This window comes from Streptomyces sp. S3(2020) (assembly GCF_013044505.1).
Classification (GTDB): domain Bacteria; phylum Actinomycetota; class Actinomycetes; order Streptomycetales; family Streptomycetaceae; genus Streptomyces.
In genome coordinates, this window is the sequence record NZ_JABERD010000007.1 from 23,500 (window position 1) to 35,476 (window position 11,977).

At 70.9% G+C, this 11,977-nt stretch carries 12 protein-coding genes; 4 read left to right on the top strand and 8 right to left on the bottom strand.

Annotated features, from left to right (window positions below):
- Positions 1-136 precede the first annotated feature (136 nt).
- Entirely contained in the window at positions 137-598 is a 462-nt protein-coding gene (locus HLK59_RS04230; RefSeq protein WP_171139838.1) for a DUF5709 domain-containing protein, read from the top strand.
- A gap of 15 nt (positions 599-613) precedes the next feature.
- On the top strand, positions 614-880 hold the full coding sequence (locus tag HLK59_RS04235) for a type B 50S ribosomal protein L31 (RefSeq protein WP_171139839.1): 267 nt from the start codon (positions 614-616) through the stop codon (positions 878-880).
- An 80-nt stretch (positions 881-960) separates the two neighbouring features.
- Here the strand turns inward: HLK59_RS04235 and HLK59_RS04240 are convergent, their stop codons facing one another.
- Positions 961-1,755: a metal-dependent hydrolase gene (locus tag HLK59_RS04240; protein ID WP_171139840.1), complete on the bottom strand. Its 795-nt coding sequence runs from the start codon at positions 1,753-1,755 to the stop codon at positions 961-963.
- Between the two features lie 145 nt (positions 1,756-1,900).
- On the opposite strand from HLK59_RS04240, the gene HLK59_RS04245 reads away from it, so the two are divergent.
- On the top strand, positions 1,901-4,414 hold the full coding sequence (locus HLK59_RS04245; protein ID WP_171139841.1) for a DEAD/DEAH box helicase: 2,514 nt from the start codon (positions 1,901-1,903) through the stop codon (positions 4,412-4,414).
- A 19-nt stretch (positions 4,415-4,433) separates the two neighbouring features.
- Positions 4,434-5,300, top strand: a complete 867-nt coding sequence (locus tag HLK59_RS04250) for an acyl-CoA thioesterase II (protein ID WP_171139842.1) — start codon at positions 4,434-4,436, stop codon at positions 5,298-5,300.
- Positions 5,301-5,322: 22 nt separating this feature from the next.
- Here HLK59_RS04250 and HLK59_RS04255 read toward each other — a convergent pair whose 3' ends face one another.
- The 7 genes from HLK59_RS04255 to HLK59_RS04285 form a co-directional block, all read right to left on the bottom strand.
- Complete coding sequence (locus HLK59_RS04255; RefSeq protein ID WP_171139843.1) at positions 5,323-6,213, bottom strand: DUF6397 family protein; 891 nt, start codon at positions 6,211-6,213, stop codon at positions 5,323-5,325.
- A 126-nt stretch (positions 6,214-6,339) separates the two neighbouring features.
- Positions 6,340-6,753, bottom strand: coding sequence for a roadblock/LC7 domain-containing protein (locus tag HLK59_RS04260; RefSeq protein ID WP_171139844.1), 414 nt, complete (start codon positions 6,751-6,753; stop codon positions 6,340-6,342).
- A gap of 133 nt (positions 6,754-6,886) precedes the next feature.
- Positions 6,887-7,492 (bottom strand): ATP/GTP-binding protein, encoded by a 606-nt coding sequence (locus HLK59_RS04265; RefSeq protein WP_171139845.1) that lies wholly within the window; start codon positions 7,490-7,492, stop codon positions 6,887-6,889.
- Between the two features lie 147 nt (positions 7,493-7,639).
- Positions 7,640-8,053 carry a DUF742 domain-containing protein gene (locus HLK59_RS04270; protein WP_171139846.1) on the bottom strand — a complete coding sequence of 138 codons (414 nt, stop codon included), beginning with the start codon at positions 8,051-8,053 and terminating at the stop codon, positions 7,640-7,642.
- Between the two features lie 23 nt (positions 8,054-8,076).
- Positions 8,077-8,511, bottom strand: a complete 435-nt coding sequence (locus tag HLK59_RS04275) for a roadblock/LC7 domain-containing protein (RefSeq protein ID WP_171139847.1) — start codon at positions 8,509-8,511, stop codon at positions 8,077-8,079.
- On the bottom strand, positions 8,508-11,054 hold the full coding sequence (locus HLK59_RS04280; protein WP_171139848.1) for a nitrate- and nitrite sensing domain-containing protein: 2,547 nt from the start codon (positions 11,052-11,054) through the stop codon (positions 8,508-8,510). Before HLK59_RS04280 ends, HLK59_RS04275 begins: the two co-directional genes overlap by 4 nt.
- A gap of 54 nt (positions 11,055-11,108) precedes the next feature.
- Positions 11,109-11,882, bottom strand: coding sequence for an MHYT domain-containing protein (locus tag HLK59_RS04285; protein WP_171139849.1), 774 nt, complete (start codon positions 11,880-11,882; stop codon positions 11,109-11,111).
- Between the last annotated feature and the right edge of the window lie 95 nt (positions 11,883-11,977).

Below are 11,977 nucleotides of genomic sequence, written 5' to 3' on the forward strand. Positions count from 1 at the left end.
GGGGGTGGAAGGCTGGAGAGCGGCACCGGTTCGGGGAGCGTCCGGACACCACGCGTTTCGCGCCGGACGCAGCCTGTGCCCGCACCGCGGACGGCCGCGGTGGCCACGGGCCCGGCCTCACCACCTGGAGGTATCCGTGAACAGCGCCGACGGATGGGGAGACGACGTCTACCAGCCCGACGGGTCCGAGGTACAGGACGACGCGGGCCTGCTGGACGCGGAGGACACCCTCGACGACGACGGTGTCGGCGACCCCCTCGACCGGGGCTGGTCTCCTCCTGAGCGTCCCTGGGCGGTCGAGCACACCGGGGTGACGGCGGGCGAACGCGAGACCCTGGACCAACGGCTCGCCGAGGAGCTGCCGGACGCCTCCGTACCCGACGGTGACGGCCTCGGCGACTGCGACGGCAGTGACGGCGAGCTCCTGGACAACGAGGTCGGTGCCCGCCGCTCCGGCCGGCTCGTGGCCCCCGACGAAGGCGCCCACGAGGACGACGAGAGTGGGCTGATCGCGACGGATGTGGGCATCGACGGTGCGGCGGCGTCGGCCGAGGAGGCCGCGATGCACATCGTCGACGAGGACGCCCTGTCCGGCTGACCCCGAGGAGTACACATGCCGCAGGACAAGCACCCCGACTACCGCGAGGTCGTCTTCCGCGACCGCTCCGCCGGTTACGCCTTCCTGACCCGGTCCACCGCCACCAGCGACCGGACCATCGAGTGGGACGACGGCGAGACCTACCCCGTCGTGGACGTGGAGATCTCCTCGGAGAGCCACCCCTTCTACACCGGCAAGGCCCGGACGGTGGACTCGGAGGGACGGGTCGCCCAGTTCGAGCGACGGTACGGAGGTGGGACGGGGCCGGGCACCGAGGGGTGAGCGCCGGCCGAGGCGGGCCGGGGCGGCATCGGGCGAGCGCCCCTTGAGGCCGTCCCGGTCACCCGCTCCCGGCCGCTTCCTCAGATGAAGTTCAGCGCCGCCGCGCAGCCCACCCCGCCGAGCAGCATGAACGCCGGCATCAGCACCTTCAGCTCGACCCAGCTGCCCGCCCGGAACCGCAGGGCCTTGGGCGGCCCGATCGGGTACCAGCGCTTGCGGCCCACCGGGATCGGCCACAGGATCGGGCAGCCGGAGACCGTCAGCGCGTCCCCGATGTCGTGCACCAGCGCGCCCAGCAGAACGGGCAGCCCCAGCCACAGGTACTCCTGGCCCGGCGCGGTGAACAGCCAGTCCGAGCCGTTGCCCGGCTTGTCCAGGACACCGGCGATGATCCACGAGCTGGTCGCGGCCAGCAGCCAGACCAGGATGTCGGCGCTGGAGCCGCGGGTCGCCCGCCACAGCAGTCCCTCGATGGCCAGCACCATGTGCACGAAGAGCAGTGCGAGGACCGCCCAGCGCCCGCCCGTGATCGCCGCGACCGACGCGCCCGCGCCGATCATCACCGCCCACAGCCAGGTGTGGGTGAGCGTGCGGTGGCCACCGGAGCGACGGGGGTCGCCCTGCTTCTTCGTCGCCTTGTAGACGGCGTACGAGAGCTTGTCGACGATCTCGCACAGGCCCCGTGAGATGGGGCCGAAGGCCCGCGAGATGGTGGCCGCCTTGTGGTCGAGGTCGGGAGCGAGCGCCGCCCCGGCGCAGATCAGGGCCCCGGTCAGCAGGACCGGCCAGGGCATCGTGTGGCCCGCCGCGGCGGCCGCGGCTCCGACGCCGAGCCAGGCGGCGGCTCCTGATAGTGAGTGTGCTGGTCCCATCATCGCCGTTGCCCGCCCCATTCCTCTTGTGCCGCTGTCCAGTTGACCGGCCGTGCTGACGCTCTGTCGGCGACACAGCGTACTGCTCGTGATCTTCGCATCCGCATCCGATTCCCCTCTGGGGCAGGAGGGCAGGCAAGATGGGTGGGTGACCCTCATCGATCAGCTGCCGAAGACCGCAGACCCCGACGCCCTCTACGAAGCCTTCGAGTCGTGGGCCGGGGAGCGCGGGCTCACGCTCTACCCCCATCAGGAGGAGGCGCTGATCGAGGTGGTCTCGGGTGCGAACGTGATCGTGTCGACGCCCACCGGATCCGGCAAGAGCATGATCGCCGCGGCCGCGCACTTCGCCGCGCTGGCCCGGGACGAGGTCACCTTCTACACCGCGCCGATCAAGGCGCTGGTCTCGGAGAAGTTCTTCGAGCTGTGCAAGATCTTCGGCACCGAGAACGTCGGCATGCTGACCGGCGACGCGTCCGTCAACTCCGACGCCCCCGTCATCTGCTGCACCGCCGAGGTGCTCGCCTCGATCGCGCTGCGCGACGGCAAGCAGGCGGACGTGGGCCAGGTCGTCATGGACGAGTTCCACTTCTACGCGGAGGGGGACCGCGGCTGGGCCTGGCAGATCCCCATCCTGGAACTGCCCCAGGCGCAGTTCATCCTGATGTCGGCCACGCTCGGCGATGTCTCGATGTTCGAGGAGGACCTCACCCGGCGCACCGGCCGTCCCACGGCGGTGGTCCGCTCGGCGGTCCGTCCGGTGCCGCTGTCCTACGAGTACAAGTTCACCCCGCTCACCGAGACCCTGACCGAGCTCCTCCAGACCAGGCAGGCGCCGGTCTACATCGTGCACTTCACGCAGGCGCAGGCCGTGGAGCGGGCGCAGGCGCTGATGAGCATCAACATGTGCTCGAAGGAGGAGAAGGAGCAGATCGCCGAGCTGATCGGCAACTTCCGCTTCACCACCAAGTTCGGCCGCAACCTCTCCCGTTACGTGCGGCACGGCATCGGCGTCCACCACGCCGGCATGCTGCCCAAGTACCGGCGTCTGGTGGAGAAGCTCGCGCAGGCCGGTCTGCTGAAGGTCATCTGCGGCACGGACACGCTCGGTGTGGGCGTCAACGTCCCCATCCGCACCGTGCTGTTCACGGCCCTGACCAAGTACGACGGCAACCGTGTCCGCACCCTGCGCAACCGTGAGTTCCACCAGATCGCCGGCCGCGCCGGGCGGGCCGGCTTCGACACGGCGGGTTTCGTCGTCGCGCAGGCGCCCGAGCATGTCGTCGAGAACGAGAAGGCGCTCGCCAAGGCGGGCGACGACCCGAAGAAGCGGCGCAAGGTGGTCCGCAAGAAGGCTCCGGAGGGCTTCGTCGCCTGGTCGGAGAGCACCTTCGACAAGCTCATCGCCTCCGACCCGGAGCCGCTGACGTCGCGTTTCCGGGTCACGCACACGATGCTGCTGTCGGTGATCGCCCGTCCCGGCAACGCCTTCGAGGCGATGCGGCATCTGCTGGAGGACAACCACGAGCCGCGCAAGCAGCAGCTCAAGCACATCCGGCGGGCCATCGCGATCTACCGCTCGCTGCTGGACGGCGGCATCGTCGAGAAGCTCGACGAGCCGGACGCCAGCGGCCGCATCGTCCGCCTCACCGTGGACCTCCAGCAGGACTTCGCGCTCAATCAGCCGCTGTCCACCTTCGCGCTCGCCGCGTTCGAACTCCTCGATCCCGAATCGCCGTCCTACGCCCTGGACATGGTCTCCGTCGTCGAGTCGACGCTGGACGATCCGCGCCAGATCCTCGTCGCCCAGCTGAACAAGGCGAAGGGCGAGGCCGTGGCCGCCATGAAGGCGGACGGCATCGAGTACGAGGAGCGTATGGAGCGGCTCCAGGACATCAGCTACCCGAAGCCTCTGGAGGAGTTGCTCTTCCACGCGTACAACACGTACCGCAAGAGCCACCCCTGGGTCGGCGACCATCCGCTCTCCCCGAAGTCCGTCATCCGTGACATGTACGAACGGGCCATGTCCTTCACGGAGTTGGTGTCCTTCTACGAGCTCGCTCGCACCGAGGGCATTGTCCTGCGATACCTCGCCAGTGCCTACAAGACGCTCGACCACAACATCCCGGACGACCTCAAGTCGGAGGATCTCCAGGACCTCATCGAGTGGCTGGGCGAGATGGTCCGCCAGGTCGACTCCAGCCTGCTCGACGAGTGGGAGCAGCTCGCCAACCCGGCGGAGATGACCGCCGAGGAGGCCCAGGAGAAGGCCGACGAGGTCAAGCCGGTCACCACCAACGCGCGCGCCTTCCGGGTCCTCGTCCGCAACGCGATGTTCCGCCGTGTCGAGCTCGCCGCGCTGGACCAGGTCGAGGAGCTGGGCGAGCTGGACGCCGAGGCCGGCTGGGACGCCGACGCCTGGGGCGAGGCGATGGACAAGTACTGGGACGAGTACGAGGACCTCGGCACCGGTCCCGACGCCCGCGGCCCCAAGCTGCTCCTGATCGAGGAGGAGCCGGAGAACCGTCTGTGGCGGGTCCGTCAGATCTTCGACGACCCGAACGACGATCATGACTGGGGCATCAGCGCGGAGGTCGATCTGACGGCCTCCGACGCGGAGGGCCGTGCGGTCGTCCGCGTCACCGACGTCGGCCAGCTGTGAGCACAGGAGAATCCCACCCATGACGAACCCGGCCGAGAGACTGGTCGACCTGCTCGACCTGGAGCAGATCGAGGTCAACATCTTCCGCGGCCTGAGCCCCAACGAGTCCCTGCAACGGGTCTTCGGCGGCCAGGTGGCGGGCCAGGCACTGGTCGCCGCCAACCGCACCACCGAGGGCGACCGCCCGGTGCACTCGCTGCACGCGTACTTCCTGCGTCCGGGCCGGCCGGGTGTGCCGATCGTGTACCAGGTCGAACGGGTGCGGGACGGCAGGTCGTTCACGACCCGTCGGGTCACCGCGGTGCAGCAGGGCCGCACGATCTTCAATCTCACCGCCTCCTTTCACAAGCCTGAGGAAGGTCCCTTCGAGCACCAGCTGCCGCCGGCCCGCGAGGTCCCGGACCCGGAGTCGCTGCCGTCGGTGACGGACGAGATCCGGGAACATCTGGGCGCGCTGCCCGAACAGCTGGAGCGGATGGCGCGTCGCCAGCCCTTCGACATCCGCTATGTGGACCGGCTGCGCTGGACGCCCGAGGAGGTCAAGGACGCCGAGCCGCGCAGCGCGGTGTGGATGCGCGCGGTCGGACCGCTCGGCGACGATCCGGTCGTGCACACCTGCGCGCTGACCTACGCCAGTGACATGACCCTCCTGGACGCCGTCCGCATCCCGGTCCAACCGCTGTGGGGCCCGCGGAGCTTCGACATCGCGTCGCTGGATCACGCCATGTGGTTCCATCGGCCGTTCCGCGCGGACGAGTGGTTCCTGTACGACCAGGAGTCGCCCATCGCGACGGGCGGCCGGGGGCTGGCCCGCGGGCGGATCTACGACGTGCGGGGGCGACTGCTGGTGTCCGTCGTCCAGGAAGGGCTGTTCCGGGCGCTGTAGGCCGGTCGGCTGTCGGTGCGGCTCATACGCTTCTGCGGCGCAGCCAGCCGAGCAGGCCGCGGGACTGCTGCTCGGGGGTGGTCGCAGCGGCGGACGGCTGCTCCGGCACGGGAGTCGCTTCCTTGGCAGCGGGTCGTGGCGCGGGCCGGAGCCCGCGGGCGTCCGCCAGGGTCCGGGTGAGGGCGGACCTCAACCCGCTGATCTCGTCCGGGTCGTCCGCCGTCATGATCCTCTCGGCGAGGTAGGCGGCGGGTGAACCCTGGGCGCCCTGGGCCGGCGGGCCCGGCCGGAAGCGCGTGAGGTGGGAGCGCTCATAGGGGTCGGGGACGATCTCCGAGATCTGTACGGGGTCGAGGAAGGCGGCCAGGGCCCCGGCGCTCTCCCAGGGGCCGTCGGCCACTCGCAGCAGGAACTCCCGGTGGCGTCCACGCCAGTTGCGTGCCCGCAGGTCCAGCCCCGCGTCCAGCAGGTCACGCATGCCCTCGGGCGTGCGACGGGCGTTCAGCAGAGGGAAGTTCTCCTCATCGGCCGCGAACTGCCGGACTTCGTCGGCCAGATACAGCCAGACCACCGCCCGGTACCGGTTCAGATAGAAGCGCACCGGCGCCACCACGCCCAGTCGCGCCAGGCGTGTGAACCTGCCGACGGGCACATCCATGACGGCCGCGCCCTCGGTGGTGCCCACGACCCGCACACGTTCCTGCAGCGCGTCGGGGAAGCCGTCCTCCGAGCGCAGCCGGTCGATCTCGGAGCGGGAGACGCGGCGGCCTCCACCGCCTTCGTCGGGGACGGTCCAGATGTGGCCGAGGTGGACGGCGAGGTCGAACTCGCTTCGCTTGAGACCCAGTTCCCGTGCCGCGCGGCTCGGCGCGCAGGAGAGCTGGTGGGATGGGGTGATGGTGCTGCCTGACATGGTCGTACTCCCCCGTGGAGTCGGTCGCTCACGCTGTGTGCGCTCGCCGTGAAAAAACCGTAACCGGTTCGGCGCGGCACCGCCCGAGCCTGTGGATAACTCCACGGGGGATGGACAATCAGCAGGTCAGAGGTCCATGGCCGAGCTCTGTTCAGGGCGGCGGACGTCCACGCCGAGGTGCTCGCCCACACGATTGACGAGCAGGGTCATCTCGTAGGCGATCTGCCCGATGTCGGCCTCCGCGCCGCTGAGCACGCACAGACAGCTGCCGGTCCCCGCCGCGGTGACGAACAGCACCGCGTCGTCGAACTCGACCATCGTCTGCCGCACTCTGCCGGCGCCGAAGTGGCGTCCGGACCCCTTGGCCAGGCTGTGCAGTCCGGACGCGACGGCGGCGAGGTGCTCCGCGTCCTCGCGGCGCAGCCCCGTGCTCGCTCCCGCCACCAGCCCGTCGTTGGACAGAACCAGTGCGTGTCGTACGTGGTCGACGCGCTCCGTCAGATCGTCCAGCAGCCAGCCGAGTCCCTGGTTCTGCGCCATGTCTCCGTCTCCCCGTGTGACGTCTCCCCCTGGCCGGAGGATCTCCCGGCCACCCTTCCCGACGGCCGGTGTCCGGGCAAGGAGGACGGGCCAAGCCGCGGAAGATGGCCGAACCTTTGCACGAGCACCGGCGTCAGCCCACCGAGTCGAGCAGTCGGGCGGTGTGCATCCGTCCCGCGTACTCGACGAGCCGGATCAGCACTTCCTTGCCCGAGTCGCGGTCCCGGGCGTCGCAGAGCACCACGGGGGTGCCGCGGTCGAGGTCGAGGGCGCGCGAGACCTCACTCGCGCCGTAGGTGCGGGCGCCCGTGAAGCAGTTGACGGCCACGACGAACGGGATGTGCCGGTGCTCGAAGTAGTCGACCGCGGGGAAGCAGTCCTCCAGGCGCCGGGTGTCCGCGAGGACCACGGCCCCCAGGGCGCCTTGCGACAACTCGTCCCACAGGAACCAGAACCGGTCCTGGCCGGGGGTTCCGAAGAGGTAGAGGGAGAGACCGGACCGGATGGTGATGCGGCCGAAGTCCATGGCGACCGTGGTCGTGACCTTCTGGTCCACGCCGTCGGTGTCGTCCACCAACTGACCGGCCTCGCTGAGGAGTTCCTCGGTGCGCAGCGGCCTGATCTCGCTGACCGCGCCCACCAGGGTGGTCTTGCCCACGCCGAATCCGCCGGCGACCAGTATCTTCAACGCCAGCGCGGTCGAATCGCCGCCCTGGGCATCGGAAGTCTCGGAGACCATTGATCACTTCTCTCGGGGGTACCGGTAACGGCCGACGGTGCAGGTGTGCGAAGTCAGCATGATGACAACTGCGGTACCCCTTCGAGGAGTTAGACCGCTATTTGACCCATGTGGCCGGTTCGCGCGCGTTCGGTTGCGAAGTTTCATCTACAGTGCCCGCAGCCCTTCGATCACCTCGCGCAGAATCCGTTCGTCAGGAAGCTGCGCGGGCGGTACCGGGCGGCTGACGGTGACGCAGCCGAGTTCCAGGAGGTCGCCGAGGAGCACCCTGACCACGCCGACGGGCAGGTCGGCGCCCGCGGCGAGTTCGGCGACCGACTGGGTCTCCACGCGGCACAGTTCGAGCAGGGCCCGGTGCTCCGGTCCGAGCGCGGTGTCGTCGTCGACACCGGGCGCGGCGACGTCCAGCGTGACCAGGGCGATGAGGTCGAAACGCACCCCGGTGGGGCCGGGTCTGGTGCGTCCGCCCGTCATGGCGTACGGGCGGACGAGAGGCCCGGCCTCACCGTCGTACCACTGACTGCCCTGCTCCCGCGGGGCGTCCGTCATGTCCTGCGTCATGAGCGTGGACCGCCCTTCTCGTCTCATCCGGCGGGAGGCCGCGCGGCGACGCGCGGCGCCGTGTACAGGTGCTCGCCGACGCGCTTGACGAGCCGTGCCATCTCGTAGGCCACCAGGCCTATGTCGGCGGTCACGGCGGTGAGCAGGGCGAGGCAGGAGCCGTCACCGGCGGCCGCCACGAACAGGAAGCCGTCGTCCATCTCGACCATGGTCTGGCGCACTCCGCCCGCGCCGAAGTGACGGCCCGCGCCCTTGGCCAGACTGTGGAAACCGGAGGCCACCGCGGCCAGGTGCTCCGCGTCCTCGCGCCGCAGGTCGGTCGACGCCCCCACGGCCAGACCGTCGTTGGACAGCACCACGGCGTGCCGTACCTCGCTGACGCGCAGCACCAGGTCGTCCAGCAGCCAGTCGAGTTCTCCGGACCTCTGAGCGGCCCTCATGCCGGGATCCTGGATCATGCGGGGTCTCCTTCGCTGCTGTCGCTGACCGCGGGGGAATCCGGGGTGGCGCCGCGGCCGGGCCGGCGTCCGCCGCCGCGTGCCCAGCCGTCTCGGTAGGCCGCCATCCGGTCCCGTACGAGCTCGGGGGTGCGCCGGTCCTCGCCCCGTGGGTCGGAGTGCGGTTCCGGTTCCTCCGCGCGTGGTTCTCGCAGCTGAGGGGCGAGGTTCGCCTGGCGGACGCGGCGCGGGAGGTCGTCCGACTCCTCGGAGTCGTCCGGGGGACGGTGCAGTCGCAAGGTGGTGACTCCGGGGGGTGGGGTGTCGGACCCGGACTCGGCCCTCGCCGGCGCCGCGACTTCCCTCCTGGCCTCCGCGGCGACCGGTGCGGGGGCCACCAGTGCGGGCCGGTCGGCCGAGGCGTGCACGGACTCCTGCGACCGGGCGGCGCCGGGCACCCGCGCGTAGGCGTGTTCCTGCTCCACGGTCCTGCGAGGGGAACGTTCCTCCGCGCCGCTGTGCAGCAGGGCGGTGGGCAGGAGGACGACGGCCGTCGTACCGCCGTAGGGCGAGGTGCGCAGGTGGACCTTGATGCCGTGCCGGGCGGCGAGTCTGCTGACCACGAAGAGTCCGAGCCGGTCGCTGTCGAACAGGTCGAGCGCCTCGGACTGCTCGATGCGGTGGTTGGCCTCGGCGAGGGACTCCTTGCCCATGCCGAGGCCCCGGTCCTCGACCTCGACGGCGTAGCCGTTGCCCACGGGTTCGCCGGTGATGCGCACGCGTGTGTGCGGGGGCGAGAACTGCGCGGCGTTCTCGACGATCTCGGCCAGCAGGTGGGTGACGTCGGCGACGGCCCCGCCCACGACGGACGCCTCGGGGAGCTGCCGGACCTCCACGCGCGCGTAGTCCTCCACCTCGGAGACGGCCGCGCGCACCACGTTGGTCAGGGAGACCGGCATGCGCCAGGCGCGGCCGGGTGCCGCTCCGGAGAGGATGATCAGGCTCTCGGCGTGGCGCCGCATCCGGGTGGTGAGGTGGTCGAGCCGGAAGAGGTCGCTGAGCTCGCCCGGGTCCTCGGAGCGGCGTTCCATGTTGTCCAGCAGGCTCAGTTGGCGGTGCACGAGGACCTGGCTGCGGCGGGCCAGGTTGACGAACACCCCGGAGATGCCGCTGGCGAGTTCGGCGCGTTCCACTGCGGCCCGCAGCGCGGCGCGGTGCACGGTCCCCAGGGCCTCGGCGACCTGCCCCGTCTCGTCCTCCGAGGGCGGTCCGGGCGGGGCCTCCGCCTGGACGTCGATCTCCTCGCCGGCCCGCAGCTTCCGCATGGCCTCGGGGAGTTTGCGGCGCGCGATCTCCAGGGCGCTGTTGCGCAGCCCCTCCAGCTCGATGACCAGGCCGCGTCCGATGCGTACGGAGATGACGAGCGAGGCGGCGACGGCGGCGAGGCCGAGCAGGACGGCGGCGCCGGCCGGGGTGAGCAGCCCGCGGGTGAACGGGTCCGCCTGGTCCGCGACGCCGCGTCCGGCGTCCTCCTCGATGGTCCGCATCCCGTCCTGCACGCGTGCGTGTGCCTTGCTCCAGGTGGCCTCGGGTGCCGCGGCGATGGCCGCCACGCCCGCGCGGCTCGCGAGGACCTTGTCCTCGACGGTGCCCACGGCGGCGTAGTCGCTGCCGTCGGCGAGGTCCTGCCAGACGGCGCGTTCGGGGCCGCGCAGGTCGGCGACGGCGGACTCGGTGAGGGTTCGGCGGGTGTCGACGGCTCCGGTGAACAGCCGCAGCCGCTCGCCGTCGATGCGTCCGGCGAGCCGGGCACCGGCCAGCAGCACGTCCTCCTGGGCCAGGGCCTCTCCCGCGCGGGAGAACTCGAGCAGCACGCGCGCGTCGGAGCCCAGTTCGGCGTCCTGGATGCCGGTGAGGGCGCCGCCCACGCCGAAGGCCGTGGCGATGGTCCGTGTGTAGCGCCCGTACGTCTCGTCCCAGCCCGCGCGGCGGTCGAGCACCGCGGTGCGCACGGAGCGCAGTTGCTCGGCGCCGGTCACGAAGGTCTCCAGGCGCTGGGCCACTCCGGCGGGCAGTTCCTCACCGTCGGCGACGGTGTTGTCGTCGCCGAGCCGGAGCTTCGCCAGGGCTTTGTCCGTGCCTTCCGCAAGGGCCTTGAGGTCTCCGCCGCGGCCGCCGGTCGGGTCGGTCGCATAGCGCACGGCGGCCGCGCGTTCCGCCTGGAGGGCCGCGACGGCGGCCGCGACCGGGGACCGGATCTCGGCGTCCACCCGCTGCAACTGCCGTAGCCGGGAGATGTCCTGGGCGGTGCTGACGGTGGCGTACGCCCACAGGGCCAGCAGCGAGACGACCGGCACCATCAGCAGGCAGACGATCTTGGCGCGCACGGTGCGCGGGCGTATCAACCACCGTCCCGCGCGCGTGAGCGTCTCCTCCGGTACGGCGCCCGTCGGCTCGTCCAGGTCTTCGTCGGCGGGTGGTCCGGCGTGCGCGCGGCGGCCGCGGGCGGGGGGCGGGGCCGCCGCCTCGGCGCCGTTCGTGGGGGTCCTACGGGGTGTACGCATGGCCTCCTGCCTCGGGAGTGGTCGGTGGGCGGGCCCGGCGGCCCGACGGGTACCTCAACCGGTGACGCTCTGGACCGGCCGCTGGGCCGAGGCGGACGCCTCGCGCTCCCCCGACGTCGGTGACAGCGCGACGAAGGCGGAGGTCAGGAAGAGATAGGACCCGAGGCCGACGGCGAGGGGGAAGATGAACTGCATCGCCGTGGCCCCGGGCAGGGCCGCGCCGGAGGGGCTGACGTGCACGCTCACCGAGAACATCCCGGTGTAGTGCATGCTGCTCACCGCGGCTCCCATGATGAGTGAGGCGACGGTGACGGCGACCGGCGACTTGATGTTGAGCGCGGCCCAGAGGGCGGCCGTCGCGGCGACGACGGCGATCAGCACGGACAGTCCGACGAGGACCGGGTCGTAGTTCACGTCGCCGTGCAGGCGGACGGCGGCCATGCCCAGGTAGTGCATGCTCGCCACGCCGAGTCCGGTGGTGAGACCGCCGAGGAAGAGCGCCCGCGCGCGGTCCTTGCCGTAGCCGACGGCGAAGACTCCGGCGCAGACGACGATCATGGCTACGAGGAGGCTCACGATGGTGAGCGGTACGTCGTAGCGGATGTCGGTGCCGCTGACGCTGAAGCCGAGCATGGCCACGAAGTGCATGGTCCAGATGCCGGTTCCGATCGCGGAGGCGGCGGTGATGAGCCAGTTGCGGCGTGAACGCCCCGTGGCGCCGAGCGCGCGGACGGTGCAGCGCAGCCCGAGTGCGGCGCCGATGCAGGCCATCACGTACGACAGCACGGGGGTCAGCCAGCCGAGTGCGGCGTGGTCCAGGTGTCCCATGGGTCCGGGACGCTAGTCGGGGCATGGACGCACAAAGGGGGCGCAGTTCGAAAGGTGTTGGAATATGACGCAGAGATGTACTTGAACGATCGCGT

Coding starts and splice junctions, on each gene's coding strand:
- HLK59_RS04250 (WP_171139842.1), top strand. CDS start 4,434: ATGACGAACCCGGCCGAGAGACTGGTCGACCTGCTCGACCTGGAGCAG.
- HLK59_RS04270 (WP_171139846.1), bottom strand. CDS start 8,053: ATGACGCAGGACATGACGGACGCCCCGCGGGAGCAGGGCAGTCAGTGG.
- HLK59_RS04240 (WP_171139840.1), bottom strand. CDS start 1,755: ATGATGGGACCAGCACACTCACTATCAGGAGCCGCCGCCTGGCTCGGC.
- HLK59_RS04255 (WP_171139843.1), bottom strand. CDS start 6,213: ATGTCAGGCAGCACCATCACCCCATCCCACCAGCTCTCCTGCGCGCCG.
- HLK59_RS04260 (WP_171139844.1), bottom strand. CDS start 6,753: ATGGCGCAGAACCAGGGACTCGGCTGGCTGCTGGACGATCTGACGGAG.
- HLK59_RS04285 (WP_171139849.1), bottom strand. CDS start 11,882: ATGGGACACCTGGACCACGCCGCACTCGGCTGGCTGACCCCCGTGCTG.
- HLK59_RS04275 (WP_171139847.1), bottom strand. CDS start 8,511: ATGATCCAGGATCCCGGCATGAGGGCCGCTCAGAGGTCCGGAGAACTC.
- HLK59_RS04280 (WP_171139848.1), bottom strand. CDS start 11,054: ATGCGTACACCCCGTAGGACCCCCACGAACGGCGCCGAGGCGGCGGCC.
- HLK59_RS04235 (WP_171139839.1), top strand. CDS start 614: ATGCCGCAGGACAAGCACCCCGACTACCGCGAGGTCGTCTTCCGCGAC.
- HLK59_RS04265 (WP_171139845.1), bottom strand. CDS start 7,492: ATGGTCTCCGAGACTTCCGATGCCCAGGGCGGCGATTCGACCGCGCTG.